General features: G+C 39.6%; 15 protein-coding genes and 2 pseudogenes. 7 read left to right on the top strand and 10 right to left on the bottom strand.

The genetic code is table 11. From position 1 onward, the window contains the following. Nucleotides 1–65 precede the first annotated feature (65 nt). Nucleotides 66–545: pseudogene (locus G1O98_RS31355) on the top strand (molecular chaperone DnaJ); the annotation flags it as partial. Between the two features lie 6 nt (nt 546–551). On the opposite strand, the gene G1O98_RS41255 reads toward G1O98_RS31355, so the two are convergent. The 4 genes and pseudogenes from G1O98_RS41255 to G1O98_RS31345 all read right to left on the bottom strand — a co-directional run. Next, nucleotides 552–842 (bottom strand): ABC transporter permease, encoded by a 291-nt coding sequence (locus G1O98_RS41255; RefSeq protein ID WP_345940615.1) that lies wholly within the window; start codon nt 840–842, stop codon nt 552–554. A 5-nt stretch (nt 843–847) separates the two neighbouring features. Continuing rightward, a complete protein-coding gene (locus G1O98_RS41250) occupies nt 848–1,234 on the bottom strand; it encodes an ABC transporter permease (protein ID WP_322745228.1) in 387 nt (128 codons plus the stop codon). A gap of 18 nt (nt 1,235–1,252) precedes the next feature. After that, complete coding sequence (locus tag G1O98_RS41245) at nt 1,253–1,552, bottom strand: hypothetical protein (protein WP_243458601.1); 300 nt, start codon at nt 1,550–1,552, stop codon at nt 1,253–1,255. A 47-nt stretch (nt 1,553–1,599) separates the two neighbouring features. Beyond that, nucleotides 1,600–2,103, bottom strand: a pseudogene (locus tag G1O98_RS31345) (AAA family ATPase); the annotation flags it as partial. Between G1O98_RS31345 and G1O98_RS31340 the strand changes: the two are divergent. Continuing rightward, nucleotides 2,074–2,574 carry a TetR/AcrR family transcriptional regulator C-terminal domain-containing protein gene (locus tag G1O98_RS31340; protein WP_345940614.1) on the top strand — a complete coding sequence of 167 codons (501 nt, stop codon included), beginning with the start codon at nt 2,074–2,076 and terminating at the stop codon, nt 2,572–2,574. The pseudogene G1O98_RS31345 and the gene G1O98_RS31340 overlap by 30 nt on opposite strands. Before the next feature lie 336 nt (nt 2,575–2,910). Beyond that, a complete protein-coding gene (locus G1O98_RS31335; protein WP_163936579.1) occupies nt 2,911–3,360 on the top strand; it encodes an Hsp20/alpha crystallin family protein in 450 nt (149 codons plus the stop codon). A 199-nt stretch (nt 3,361–3,559) separates the two neighbouring features. Here the strand turns inward: G1O98_RS31335 and G1O98_RS40340 are convergent, their stop codons facing one another. The 4 genes from G1O98_RS40340 to G1O98_RS31320 all read right to left on the bottom strand — a co-directional run bounded on the left by G1O98_RS40340 (nt 3,560) and on the right by G1O98_RS31320 (nt 5,614). After that, nucleotides 3,560–3,730, bottom strand: coding sequence for a hypothetical protein (locus G1O98_RS40340; protein ID WP_243458600.1), 171 nt, complete (start codon nt 3,728–3,730; stop codon nt 3,560–3,562). Between the two features lie 330 nt (nt 3,731–4,060). Continuing rightward, entirely contained in the window at nt 4,061–4,186 is a 126-nt protein-coding gene (locus G1O98_RS40935; RefSeq protein ID WP_275941813.1) for a hypothetical protein, read from the bottom strand. Nucleotides 4,187–4,189: 3 nt separating this feature from the next. Then, nucleotides 4,190–4,882: a hypothetical protein gene (locus tag G1O98_RS31325; protein ID WP_163936573.1), complete on the bottom strand. Its 693-nt coding sequence runs from the start codon at nt 4,880–4,882 to the stop codon at nt 4,190–4,192. A 417-nt stretch (nt 4,883–5,299) separates the two neighbouring features. Continuing rightward, nucleotides 5,300–5,614, bottom strand: a complete 315-nt coding sequence (locus G1O98_RS31320; RefSeq protein ID WP_202985833.1) for a hypothetical protein — start codon at nt 5,612–5,614, stop codon at nt 5,300–5,302. A gap of 70 nt (nt 5,615–5,684) precedes the next feature. Here G1O98_RS31320 and G1O98_RS31315 point away from each other — a divergent pair, with 70 nt between their 5' ends. Then, complete coding sequence (locus G1O98_RS31315) at nt 5,685–6,569, top strand: pirin family protein (RefSeq protein ID WP_163936570.1); 885 nt, start codon at nt 5,685–5,687, stop codon at nt 6,567–6,569. Between the two features lie 65 nt (nt 6,570–6,634). Next, a complete protein-coding gene (locus G1O98_RS31310) occupies nt 6,635–8,020 on the top strand; it encodes a Rieske 2Fe-2S domain-containing protein (RefSeq protein WP_163936567.1) in 1,386 nt (461 codons plus the stop codon). Nucleotides 8,021–8,253: 233 nt separating this feature from the next. Here the strand turns inward: G1O98_RS31310 and G1O98_RS31305 are convergent, their stop codons facing one another. Together G1O98_RS31305 and G1O98_RS31300 are read right to left on the bottom strand one after the other, a co-directional pair. Next, nucleotides 8,254–8,619 (bottom strand): DOPA 4,5-dioxygenase family protein, encoded by a 366-nt coding sequence (locus tag G1O98_RS31305; protein ID WP_163936564.1) that lies wholly within the window; start codon nt 8,617–8,619, stop codon nt 8,254–8,256. Nucleotides 8,620–8,966: 347 nt separating this feature from the next. Continuing rightward, complete coding sequence (locus G1O98_RS31300; RefSeq protein WP_163936582.1) at nt 8,967–9,503, bottom strand: universal stress protein; 537 nt, start codon at nt 9,501–9,503, stop codon at nt 8,967–8,969. A 340-nt stretch (nt 9,504–9,843) separates the two neighbouring features. Between G1O98_RS31300 and G1O98_RS31295 the strand changes: the two genes are divergently transcribed. Together G1O98_RS31295 and G1O98_RS31290 are read left to right on the top strand one after the other, a co-directional pair. After that, nucleotides 9,844–10,227, top strand: coding sequence for a toll/interleukin-1 receptor domain-containing protein (locus tag G1O98_RS31295; RefSeq protein ID WP_163936561.1), 384 nt, complete (start codon nt 9,844–9,846; stop codon nt 10,225–10,227). After that, nucleotides 10,224–13,152: HEAT repeat domain-containing protein (locus G1O98_RS31290; protein ID WP_163936558.1), on the top strand; the 2,929-nt coding region annotated here is incomplete at its 3' end. The genes G1O98_RS31295 and G1O98_RS31290, both read left to right, overlap by 4 nt.

Below are 13,152 nucleotides of genomic sequence, written 5' to 3'. Positions count from 1 at the left end.
TTAATAAATCCTCAACATTTAAAAAACTGGTTTACTAATTGCTGTTACTGTACCTCATAACATCGGAAACTGCTGTATATCATACAGAAATCATGAAATCAATCAATAAAGCTTACCAAGAAGGAGATTTGGCAAGACTTTTAGAAATTGAGCGAATTCAGCAGGTGGGAGAAGTTATTGATCTTAATAACGAGGATGATTTAACTCGCAAATGTCGAACTATAGAACAGCAAAATCAAATTCTCCTCACTCAATATGAAAACTTAAAAATGGAACTACGGTTAGCAAAAAATACTCCAGAAGGAACTATGGTAAGTGATTCTCGTAAAGCTGCTAAAAAAGGCATTGACTCTATGTCTTTGATGTTAAAAACAATAGAATCTCAAATGAATGCTATTTCTCAAATCCGAGATTTTGTCAAAGACTTTAGAGAGCAGAAGATTACTATCAAAGAATTTCTCGGTGGACCATCAACTCCACACTACTTAGACGAAGAAATTATGGAAGATATTCTTGAACAGATGTTATCAGAATTAATGAGATAGTACAGTTTAACTTAACTGACTCCGAAACTTATGAACACTAATAGTTAATAAAACAACGGCAAAACCAAGCAATGCTAGAATATTCAACCACAGCACATCTAAACCAACCCCTTTAAGTAAAATACCTCTAACAATAGTAATGTAATGACGAAGTGGATTAAAAAGAGAGAGGAATTGAAATAAAGGAGGCATAGATTCAATAGGAGATATTGCCCCCGAAGTTTGGATCATTGGTAAATTTATAAAAAAAGATGTAAGTAATACTTGTTGTTGAGAACCGCAAATAGTTGCTAACATAATGCCTAAACTATTATTGACCCTAATCCCATGACTATTAAGGCTTCTGTAATTGCAATTAGCAGGTAAGCTAGCCCTTTGCCAAGTAACAGTTCGGTTGCACTAATGCTAGAAGCATAGACTTGTAAAATTGTACCTTTTTCTTTTTCACGTACCATTGCGATCGCTGTTAGCAATGAGGGAAAAATCCACAATACGACACCATAAGTTCCCGGTACAATGTACAACGACTCCAATCTACCAGGGTTAAACCACAAGCAGATTCGCGGTGTAATAATATTTTTATCTGGTATTAATCCTTGGTCTTGCATGAAGAAATTAGTTACTCTTTGAATGCTACCTCTAATTACACGAGTATTATTAACATCTGTGGCATCAATCAATACTTGCACCTTTGCATTTCTACCAACTTAAATATCTAGGCTAAATTGGGGAGGAATAACCACTGCCGCTTTAGCAATACCTCTGTCAATTGCATCCCGTACCGGATTACCACCTGACCATTGCTTAGGTACAAATTGATTGGTAGCATATAAACGCTCAATATAGCTGCTACTTAGGTTTATGCGGTCAAAATCCTGCACAATCAGGGGAATATCTTTACTTTCTAAACGAATCGCAAACCCAAAAATCAATAGAGTTAAAAATGGCAATAAAAATGCTAAACCTAAAGTTAAGCGATCGCGCCGAAATTGCGCTATTCCTTTCACACATTGGGAAAAATTCTTTTCATTATTTATTCTCAGTTTTCATTTTCCTAATCTCCGACCGCACGTTCAACGATACCAATAAAAGCATCTTCCAAAGAGAAAGGAATCGGACGCAGAGATTCAATAGTCAGGTGTGCAGATTTTAAAAGCTGAGTTATTTCGGGAATTTCTGCTTCCGGGTCATCAAGAACAATGTGTAAACTATCGGCAAAAATCGAGACACGCCACGAATCAAGATGTTGTTTAAGTATCTTGGAAGCGGCTTGATTTTGGTTAACGATAATCTCTATAAGTTGTCCTGGTTGAGAAGCTTTGATAGAACTGGGTGAACCTTCGGCGGCGATTTTCCCGGCTACCATAAAACTCATGCAGTTACACTGTTCAGCTTCTTCTAAGTAGTGCGTTGTCACCAAAATTGCTGTACCATTGCGGGCAAAGTCATTAATCAGCTTCCAAAACTGACGACGGGCTAAAGGATCTACCCCAGATGTCGGTTCATCTAGAAATAAAATATCTGGTTCGTGCATTACAGAAGCGCCAAAAGCTACTCGCTATATAGTCACTTTCAAGATAAAGAAGGATTATTTAAGGCGTTGATCGAAAGAGTAACAATTGTTAGTTTTCAGGGGATTTTTTGTACAGAAGATTTGCATGGTGAGGCAGCGATATTATTGCGTGAAATTGCTGAAATTTATCTAACAAAAGTTGCCGACAATCCTGAATACTTAGCACTATTCCGCTTGATTATCACCGAGTCGCAACGCTTTCCAGAATTGGCAAAATTATATACTCAAACCGTGATTCAACGTGGACGGCTATTACTGAGCCAGTATTTAGCTTCTCACCCAGAATTAGGCATTACTTACCCAGAAGCAACAGCGCAAATCTTTTTTGGCTCACTGGTATCCTATGTGATGGTGCAGGAAATGCTATATGGCAAAGAAATGATGCCATTGTCACGCGATCGCATTTTAGATAGTTTAATGAGTTTGGTACTCGCCCATACAAGCAAAGATCACTAAAAGAATTGAAATTGAACTTAGTTTTGAAGTGGCGCAGTCAGTTCAATAAAGAAAAGTGGGAGCGCAGGGATAACCGTTTGGTTACAAGAAAGTAAAGCTTAGTGTTAAAGTAAATCCCCTTTGACAGCTATTATTCGGTTTACCGAACCGAGAAATGAGAGTAAACCGTAATATCTTTTTTACCGCCTAATCTGGTGCGGGAATCATCCATTGTTTGGTGAGAATAACCGAATTTACAAACTTGTTATTTCTCAATATGATGGAAATCAAAGCAAGGATTTAAATCCAAAGATTGGTTGAGCCAAAAACTACTACTGATACAAGGGATAAATTAATATGTTATTTCGTTACAACTCTGCACAAGATTTCAACACTTTAGAAAGTTACATCAACGGTCTATTGGGAGATACTAAAGTCCCATCTGCACAGTTTGAAAAAGGCTCTGTCAAAGTTCCGGCTGCTGAACTGCAAGAAACTGATGATGCAATTTATCTGAAGCTAGAACTGCCAGGGCTGGAAGCTAAAGACCTAGATATTCAAGTTACAGAAGATACTGTTCACATTAGCGGTGAACGCAAGTCTGAAACCAAAACCCAAAACAATGGCACTACCAAGAGCGAATTCTACTATGGTAAATTCCAACGTGTAATTCCTCTATCTGCTCGGGTTCAAAATACTAATGTCACCGCAGATTATAAAAACGGTATTTTGAATTTGACACTGCCCAAGTCCGAGCGAGAAAAGAACAAAGTTGTCAAGGTTAATCTAGAGCAAGCTGCTGTTTAATTGATGTTGAGGAAACTACTCTATCTCCAATAATTGATTGAGATAGCTAAAAGCCCAGTTAAAATATGACTGGGCTTTTTTATGGAGAAAAAGTCTGGATTTGATTTTTGTTCTCGCACTGTGGCGTAGCCATATTTACTTGCGTGGTAAGGCAATAGGAAAGAAGGCTTTTTGAATTGTACGGAGTTTTTTCACGCAATCAAATATGAGTCCTATATGTTGATGAAATACTTAGTTGACTATCTGTTATATCTGTCGTTTCTGTTATATCTGCCGTCTCTGTTATATCTGTCGTTTCTGTCATATCTGTCGTTTCTGCCATATCTGCCGTTTCTACGACCGCCAACTGAAAACTCAGCTCGACAACCATTTTTTACCCAAATACGATTTCTTCCATAGCCCCAATTTCCTCTACAACTGGCGTTAGACAATTGCCTGATAAGCCTCACTCTGCCTCTTGTATTTATCGCACAAGTATTCCTTCGATTATTCTGGCTTGAACAAGTTATTATTTCCTGAGCTGAAGCTGGAGCAGCAACACTCAAAACTGTACCTGTAGTAAGACTGGCAACCAGAAAGGTGATAGAAATTATGGGAAGGCGCATAATCATATAAAACCTTAGATTTCTTTCAGATTTCAGAGAGAAAAACTATATTTTATTGTAGCGAATTCCATTAAGAGCCAAGGAATCAAATCAGATTAAATGTAAAGAATATTTACACAATTAATCTCATTAAATACAACAGGTTCAAGACCAGCATAACTTAGGACAAACGCAGTTGCAGCACTGCCAGTTCCACCACAGATAATAATTGCTTTTTTCATAAGTTACCTGTTTATCAATAGACTTTCCCTGATACTTTTTTGTTTCGTTTTTTGGGAAAAATCCTCAGTTAACAGTAAACCTATAGCCATGACAAATTCAGATGCACTACCAGCAAGTGTACCTACTACATCTAAGGGCAAAGCATTACCAAAAAAGGAAAGCAATGTTCCTAAAAATAACCAAGGCCATTTCAGCCGGAACCAAATACCAATGCCAATTAGTAGGACAAAGATATTAACTACAATAGTGATAATTGGCGGGCCACTCAAGTTGGCAACATGATAGCGTAGAATTCCCGCAAACTCTATTGGAACTAGTTCCAGCCCTATATAATGGGTGGCAATATCTATCGCTGCAAGTCCCAATGCAACGATCGCAGATAAAACCCGCATTACTCCATTGGCCCAACCAGCTCCGGCGCGGTGAGCGAGTTCAACACCAATCACAATGAATAGCGGTACAACTAAATAATGTAATAGAAAGCGCAGCATACTGAGAGTTTTCAAAAGCTCTCCTGCACCAATAAAACTTCCTATTGAAAGAATGAGATTGTCATAGCTAATGCTCAATAGCACTATAGGCAACACTATCATTGCGAAGCTGGTTGATTGCTGCCACAGACGAATTGCCCTGCCTATTAACACCCATTCGATCAATGCAAGACTTAGATGTGTTAGGGGATAAATTATTGACATAAGTAATGTATTCACATAGCTTCATATATTCAAAGCACAAATATTGAGTTCTGAAGCTGATAAAGATAATTTGTACCTGGAATAAAAGCTAGAGCCACTTATTCACAAGATTTGTGGCTGTAATTACACTTGAAACTGGTTATTTTGTTGAACCTGTAATTTTTAATGCTAGTTAGAAAAAAGATTGCCTCCATCGCTGTGCTTCAAAGCTACGATATCAACTAAAAAATGTATTTAATAGTACCCTTGAGGGTACTATTAAGTTGAGTTGTTATTTTATGGCAGCTTCGATTTTTTCTCTTTTTTCTACGAGAAGCTTCCTTACAAAACGCTATATGTGCGCTTGAATGCAGTTGTTAGTGCGATCGCCTTTGTCTGAAGCAGTAGGCTCAGTTGGAATACTGCCTTCTCCCTTTTTTACGGGGCTTTGGGTTTGACAAACTTTAGGGTCATGCGATCGCTCTCTCCAATAGTAACGAAGCGTTCCCTATCATTTTGACCTTGGCTCAAGGTGGGAGGTAGTGTCCAGACTCCGCCCGGATAGTCTTTAGTATCTTTTGGGTTGGCGTTAATTTCTGATTTGCCCACCAATTTGAAGCCTGCTTTTTCCACAGCAGTAATTATTGATTCTGTTAGCGGATAGCTAAGGTTTAGCCCATTCTGACTCGTGACCGAAGAGGAGCGATGGTGCGAAGCTTCCATCGGAAGCAATCGCACAAACCAATAACTCATAAAGGTTAGCTTTTTTCTGGTGGATCTACTTATAATGATTCCAGCATTCACCAATCACCCCCCATCACTTATGGCAATACTTCAATTGATTGAACCTGAAGTTAAAGATTTGGGTGGGTTTGTTGCCCGCCGCAGTTTGCCATATCTTCATCGTCAAATGGTTGGGCCGTTTATCTTCTTTGATCATGTTGGCCCGTCTGTTTTGCCACCCAACAAAGGTATCGATGTCCGACCACATCCTCATATCAATCTTGCCACCGTAACTTACCTATTTGATGGTGCTTTAATGCACCGCGATAGTTTAGGCACTGTGCAGGAAATTCAACAGGGTGCTGTAAACTGGATGACGGCGGGAAAAGGGATTGTACATTCGGAGCGATCGCCAGATATCGATCGTCAAAAAGAAACTACCATTCATGGCATTCAAACCTGGGTCGCCTTGCCTGTAGAATACGAAGAAATCGATCCAAGCTTCACTCACTATCCTGCCCAAACCCTTCCTACCTGGGAAGAGAATGGCGCTATCATCAAACTCATTGCAGGAGTTGCACTTGGGTACACCTCACCAGTCAAAGTTTTCTCACCCATTCTCTATTTAGATGTAATACTGTCTGCCAATGCTCACTTTACTGTCCCCACTGGTTATTCAGAGAGGGCAGTATACAGTGTCACAGAAGGTTTAAGCATTAATGAGCAACCGCTAGAGCCATATCGCCTTGCCATCCTAGAACCAGCAGATGAAATCAGGGTTTCTGCTGCTGCTCCAGCTCGGTGTATTGTTATTGGTGGTGAACCATTGGGTACACGCTACAAATGGTGGAATTTTGTTTCTAGTCGGCCAGAGCGGATAGAGCAAGCAAAAGCCGATTGGCAAGATTGCCGCTTTGCTAACGTTTCAGAAGAAACAGAGTTTATTCCACTGCCAGAAGTGGTGACAGAGGCTAATCCTTTTTAGTATCAGTATGTTGTTGCGGATGCGCGATCGCAAACCTAATTAAAAAAGTTGAATATATTAATTTGATGATAATTAGCTTCTCTTGGACTAAACAGTGGTATCCAATAACTCCCGTCAGCTATTTGGAACCCTCTTATCCGACCCCCATCACTTTGCTTGGAAAAAAACTGGTGATCTGGAGAGACAAACATCAAAATTGGGTAGCAATGGATGATAGTTGCCCCCATAAATTGGCGCAGTTATCTTTAGGAAGTATCAATGAAAATGGAAACCTAATGTGTCGTCATCATGGTTGGTGTTTTGATGGGGCAGGAAAATGTACAAATATTCCGATGTTGAGTGACGAAAAGGCTTTAAAAGCTGCTTGTAATAGTGAGCGATCGCAAGTAACAACATACCCTACTCAAGTGCTACAAGGATTACTGTGGATCTGGGCAGATGATAGCCCTACTGCCTTTGAAGATAGTACTTCTAAGCAACCTGCCCTGATGCCAGAATCTCAACTTGATAGCTCGTTGACCGATTGGTTTATGTCAGAAGTTCCTGTTGGTTACACTGTCTCTGTTGAAAGTAGTTTTGATCCTTCTCACGCTCAATTTTTGCATAAAGGAATTGCTGGATTTTCCCCAGAAAGAGCTATACCTATACAACATTTTGAAGTATTTGGAGAAATGTCTGCTGAAGATGGTTTTACTTTAAAGCATTCTGGTTACAATATTTTTAACAAAGATATGGATGCTACTAGGAAGTTCACTCCACCCTGTTCTAATACAACAAGCTATAAATATTCTAACGGTAAATCTGCTTTATTTCAGTTGTATTTTGTGCCCACCAAATCAGGTTATTGTAAACAAATTGGTAAGTTTATTGCTGATATCCCTCCACAAAAAGGTAATTTCTGGTTTAAGCTTCTGCCCAAATATTTGCAAACTGGGTTAAAACATTCATCTAGCTATAAGTTGAATAACCAAGATTTATCAATGATGCACTCTCAAGCTGTTAACGAATCTGTGGTAAATAGAACTTGGCAAAAATCATATTTTATGCCTTCATTAGCTGACGTTGGCATCGTTACTTTTCGGAAATGGTTAGATGAATTTGCCGATGGTAAACCTGCATTGCAGGGATTAGCAGAAGCACCTTTTCAAGAATTAAGTGATGAGCAATTATACGATATATGGCACAGACATACAAAGCATTGCCCTAGTTGTCGACAATCTCTAGTTTTGATAGATAAAGTCAAAAGTTTTTGTCAAAATTTGACCCTAGGATTGATGATTTTAGCATTGTTACTAATCGTAATTAATCTACCTATAAACATAGTCATCACACCAGTTTTACTTGGCATACTAAGTTTAATTTGTGGCTATAAATTAGATTCAATTCGAGAACGCTTTCTCAGCAGTATTCCCAAAAAAGGTTTACCCGTGGTTGAATTATATGAAAATTAACATCAGAAGTTTGTAAGCTAACGCGCCTACATATTGCAATATTTTCCGTGTAGGCCGTCATTAGTCATTTGTGTGTTACTAAGGACAAATGACTAATGACTAATGACAAAGGACAACCTCACCAGTTGATGTGCAATCTTATTTGCGTAACAGCTTAGTGGGGACTTTAGTCCTCATCATCAAGTTTCACGCCTTAGCCCATAACTTTTACCCAACAAAGTGCCCTACTTCCTTTAATTGGATGAAGTCGAACTAAGCTGTCGAAGAAACTCAATATTCAAATCTAATTTTTCTCCTAACCAGAGAGAATAAATCGCGTGGTCTGAGACAGCATCGCCTGTCTCAGGATGGACAAGAATATCTAATCCCTCACGATTAAGCATTAACCAAGGGACGACTTTATCAAACTGATTCGGTAAGAAAGCAACTTGATACATCCCTTTTGGGTGGGGCCCAATAGGCTTGTCAAACCAGCGTCCGAGTTGCACTTCAAATCTAGCGCCCAATCCTTCACGTACACGCGCAGCTACATCCCGACTTGCAGCATCGAAGTAAACATGAGCATGAAAACCAGCGATCTCAATGGTATCTTCTTTCATAGATCCACTTTTTGCTCTCAACTCTAATTTTGGGTAGAGGACTTTTTCTTTTTCACTGAAAAAGCGATGTCTACGATGGGCTACGCCTACGCTCAATTTTAGCCTAATACCGTGCAGTTAAGGATAATTTGTAGCGATTTGACTCTATAGAGGCCATTAATTGAGGTAATTGGGTAGTTGAGGATAAACCAAATTCAGAATTTGGCTGGCTATGATTTATGCAATATTAGTAGTCTGTCAAGTTTAAATTGATGGTAAGCAAGTTCGTAGTAAGGACTTTAGTCCTTCTTTTCTAAACACTAAAGTCCTTACTACAAACCCTCAAAAATAGTTTGACAAAGTAGTAATTAGTTAACGCTTAAAGTACTTGTAGTTTCTTTGACAACTTCATCTTTTTTAACAGCAACGGACAGATGCACAACATGAACCGAACAAGAAGCATGGTGAAGAACGTAGTTACTCACACTACCGAGAAATAGTTCCATCAGCCCAGAATGACCCCGCCGCCCCATAACAATTAGGTCAGCGCCAGAACTATGGGCTAAGTCACAAATAATTCTGCCAGGATTACCAACATTTTGTGTAAATTCTGTATTTATACCTGCTGTATTAGCTTGGGCACAGAAAGATTGCAACATCTGGATTCCCAAATTTTTAAAGGTATCCCACTGTTTTTGGTATAACTCAAAGCTTTGACTAGTCAATCCTGGATAGTAGTCAAAATTAGACATCATAGGTAGGTAAGGGCTACCCTCTTCTTCTGGAGATAGGACATGGACTAACATTAAGCTAGCTTGTGTTAACTTTGCTAAACTCAATGCTTCTTCAAAAACCTGTTGCCCTATTTCTGAACGATCTAATGCAACTAAAATCTTTTTAAACATCATAATAGACCTTCCTAGTTCATTGGTAATTGGTCTTTACTGTTTCAGATTTCTAAATGCTGGATTGTCAAAAATGACTCATCCCTCAACTATGTTTAGCGATTTTTGAATTTAAATATTCTTAAAGGTTTTCGCCCCATATTTATATATAGCAAAAGAATTTGAGGAACTTGTGAGGAAAGCAAGCATTTATCTTTGATTAACAGTGAGCATCCCGTTTTGTAAGATACATCCTTCTTTGGGATGCTTTAATATTTTGTTTATTTGACTAGATATGAGTTTTTAAATTAACCAAGTATACTTAAAATTAAGTATAAATTAAAGATTAACTTACTATATTATGGCTAACGTTTTTATAAGCTATCGACAAATTGATACTGAGCCAGCTGAAAAACTAGCTTCAGAAGTAGTTAGTGCTGGGCATCAAGTGTGGTTTGCTGAATGGAAAATCGATGTTGGTGATTCTATAGTTGAGCGCGTCAATGAAGGGCTGGAAGGACTAAGTTATTTAGTATTGTGTTATTCTTCATCTGATCTATCTCCGTGGGTAAATCGTGAATGGATGTCGGTTTTAGCACAGCAACTGAGTGGACACGGGGTTAAAATTTTACCAGTTTTGCTGACCGGAGGCAAACCACCTGCCATATTAGCTGATATCAAGTATGCTGACTTAATTAAAGACTGGTCTAAAGGTGTATCTGATTTGCTAAGGGCTGTCAAATGAAAAAAATACTTCAGCAGGTTCTTATAGCCCATGCAAAGGGAGAAGAGGAGTTTGCCGAAAAATTAGGGGAACCGATTCGAGAAGCTGGCTATGAAGTAGCTCATCGGGGAACGGTAATGGTAGGAGAATCTTTCGTTGAAGAAGCTTCTAAGGCTTTGAGTAGTGGTAGTCCGGTGGTACTTTGTGGAACTATCAAAGCATTGGGAACAAAATGGGCACGTCAGATTGTTAACGCTGCAAGAAATAACTATCGAGTACGAATCTTTTGCGTACAAATGGATGAAGAAGCTGACGTAGAGACAGTGGCATTTGATGAATGCATTGCTCAATATTGGCAAGATCCTACAAAAGCACAACATGATTTAATTACTGCTCTGAAGAAATATTATCCTTTGCAAGTACCTTCCGATTATGTAAAGGGGGGAAATGACGCAGAACAGCGTTATCGGGAACTGGTTTTGGAGTCCTGCGACATTATAGACTTAGCTAACTTACCAGAGTTTGATCGCCATATTGCCACCCAGAAACTGTTACTGCGTCAGCTTTACGTAGCACTCCGCGTCCAAGTAGAAATTGTCTCCAATGCTGAAGTTGAGGAAGTGGAATTAGCGGCAATTGAAAAGCGCCGCATTGCTATGCAGCGTAGGAGAGCAGGCTGGAGTAGTGAAGAAAAAGACGAAAGGGAAGATAGAGGTAAGCGGGTTCCTGTTGGAGAACGACTGGCTAAGGCTAAACGATTAGTTGTGCTGGGAGATCCAGGGGCAGGAAAGACTACTATGATTCGTTGGATTACCACAGCCTACTTGCTGCGGCTCGAAAAAGATCCAGACTGGAAAGATTTGCCTGATGTATCTACACTTCCTGATGAGGATTGGCTACCAATTATTATCCGTTGTCGAGATTTGAAAAATGTCAGCCCTATTCGTTCATTAGACGATATTCTGCATTACATCTTGCGTAAGGACGAGATGAGCGAGCCTGAATGCACTGCTCTGCGTGGCATTTTAATACAAAAACTTAAACAAGGTACAGCACTGTTACTTATAGACGGCTTGGATGAGATCACAGATTCTCTTTTACGAGCTGAATTCTGCCAACAGATTGAAAAAATTTGTGACGCATATAAACAAGCCCCCATAATCGTTACCTCCCGCATTGTTGGCTATCGGGAAATGAAATACCGCATAGGGCGGCAGTTTGAGCATGTTACAGTAGCTGAACTGATAAAAAAAGATAAAGATGATTTTGCTCATCGCTGGTGTGATATTACCGAATTACCAGAGCGAAAAAAGAAGGCAGAAACAGAATTGATTCAAGACATTCACAGTGCTGAACGCATTGAACGTCTTACTGGTAATCCAATGCTGCTTACTACAATGGCGTTGGTTAAGCGTAAAGTTGGTAAACTGCCGACTCGCCGACATAAGTTGTATGCACAAGCAGTAGATGTACTACTTAACTGGCGCTCTGAAGTAGACAAACCTATAGATGATGATGAAGCACTACCGCAATTAGAGTATATTGCCTATGCCATGTGTCATAGAGGAGTACAGCAACTTCGGAAAGATGAAGTGATAGAGTTATTTGAAAAGTTCCGAGAAGAATATCCCAATCTTCATGAGGTAAAAAAGCACACACCTAAAGAATTTCTGAGTTTATTGGAACATCGCACAGGCATTTTAGTAGAAGCGGGTGTTATTCCACATAATGGCAGAGACATTCCTGTATTTGAATTTCGTCACCTCACATTTCAAGAATACTTGGCAGGATTGGCACTTGTGCAAGGTCATTTCCCTAACCGCGATCGCTCTCTCAACCTTGCTGATTATGTAGCCCCACTTGCTGCCCAAATTAATGAAGTGCAATCTGATCATCCTGTTGTTTTTCGCAGTCAGCAAGAAGTAGTGGTAACTGAAAACTGGCGAGAGGCACTACGTCTTTGTGTAGCCTCCTGCAATGATGATGATGTGGACGATGTTTTGCAAGCTATCCTCAAACCAATTGAAACAGAAGATGCTCAGATTACGGCTCGTCCCCGTGCAGTACTGGCGGCTCTGTGTTTAGCTGATGAGCCTAATGCCAGTGAACAAATGGCAATGGAAATATTGCAAGAGTTTGTTAGGAATGTTGGTGAGCGTGATGGCAATACACCGTTTTCGGGAACTAGTGTAGATACTGCTGCTATAGAATTGGCTGAATCTCAGTGGGCAGAAATACTATGTTCGATCCTTCTTCAAGAATTTCAACGAAGAGAAGCAAAAGTTCGTGGTGGTTGTGGTGGTCTTTTGGGAATGATTACTACAGCATCAATGTCAAACGAACTGGAAACTTTTCATAAATGTTATTTGGAACAAGCATCTCGTCTTAAGTTAAGCCAAGAGGAGTCAATAAAGGCAGCTCTCATCATTGAGAAAATACTTTGGAAGCGAATTATACTTTTCCCAGTTGATCAAATATTTTTTGATAATATGCCTGAAATAATAGATACTTTGCTAGAAATGCTTACGGGCAGCCCCCCCACTTCCCATGCCGCAGCCGGAGTACTCCGATTGTTCAATGTTAATTTTCATCCTAGAATAAAGCGTTGGCAACCATCAATAAAAGAGAAGGAGCAGTTAATCTCTTTTATCAGTAATCTAACATCTGACACACAAGCGTTGGCTCTAATATGCAGAATTCTAGGTAACGAACGTGAAAAGCAGGCAGTTGAACCCCTGATTGCCAAGCTCAATGATGCCGATAGCAATGTGCGGCAAGCAGTAGCATCGGCATTGGAAGAGATTAAGGATGCACAAGCACTTAAACCTCTAATTGCCAAGCTCAATGATTCCGATAGTGATGTACGGCAAGCAGTAGCATCGGCATTGGGAGAGATTAAAGATGCACGAGCAGTTGAACCGTTGATTGCCAAGCTAAATCATGTCG

Origin of the sequence: Nostoc sp. UIC 10630, from assembly GCF_010747425.1 — a bacterium.
Lineage (GTDB): Bacteria > Cyanobacteriota > Cyanobacteriia > Cyanobacteriales > Nostocaceae > Nostoc.
This window is presented reverse-complemented; position numbering and strand designations above follow the sequence as displayed.

Excerpts from the sequence above, each read along its gene's own strand:
- G1O98_RS31310 (WP_163936567.1), top strand. The coding sequence starts at position 6,635 with ATGATAATTAGCTTCTCTTGGACTAAACAGTGGTATCCAATAACTCCC.
- G1O98_RS41255 (WP_345940615.1), bottom strand. The coding sequence starts at position 842 with ATGTTAGCAACTATTTGCGGTTCTCAACAACAAGTATTACTTACATCT.
- G1O98_RS31320 (WP_202985833.1), bottom strand. The coding sequence starts at position 5,614 with ATGAGTTATTGGTTTGTGCGATTGCTTCCGATGGAAGCTTCGCACCAT.
- G1O98_RS31335 (WP_163936579.1), top strand. The coding sequence starts at position 2,911 with ATGTTATTTCGTTACAACTCTGCACAAGATTTCAACACTTTAGAAAGT.
- G1O98_RS31295 (WP_163936561.1), top strand. The coding sequence starts at position 9,844 with ATGGCTAACGTTTTTATAAGCTATCGACAAATTGATACTGAGCCAGCT.
- G1O98_RS31325 (WP_163936573.1), bottom strand. The coding sequence starts at position 4,882 with ATGTCAATAATTTATCCCCTAACACATCTAAGTCTTGCATTGATCGAA.
- G1O98_RS40935 (WP_275941813.1), bottom strand. The coding sequence starts at position 4,186 with ATGAAAAAAGCAATTATTATCTGTGGTGGAACTGGCAGTGCTGCAACT.
- G1O98_RS31315 (WP_163936570.1), top strand. The coding sequence starts at position 5,685 with ATGGCAATACTTCAATTGATTGAACCTGAAGTTAAAGATTTGGGTGGG.
- G1O98_RS40340 (WP_243458600.1), bottom strand. The coding sequence starts at position 3,730 with ATGGTTGTCGAGCTGAGTTTTCAGTTGGCGGTCGTAGAAACGGCAGAT.
- G1O98_RS31300 (WP_163936582.1), bottom strand. The coding sequence starts at position 9,503 with ATGTTTAAAAAGATTTTAGTTGCATTAGATCGTTCAGAAATAGGGCAA.
- G1O98_RS31305 (WP_163936564.1), bottom strand. The coding sequence starts at position 8,619 with ATGAAAGAAGATACCATTGAGATCGCTGGTTTTCATGCTCATGTTTAC.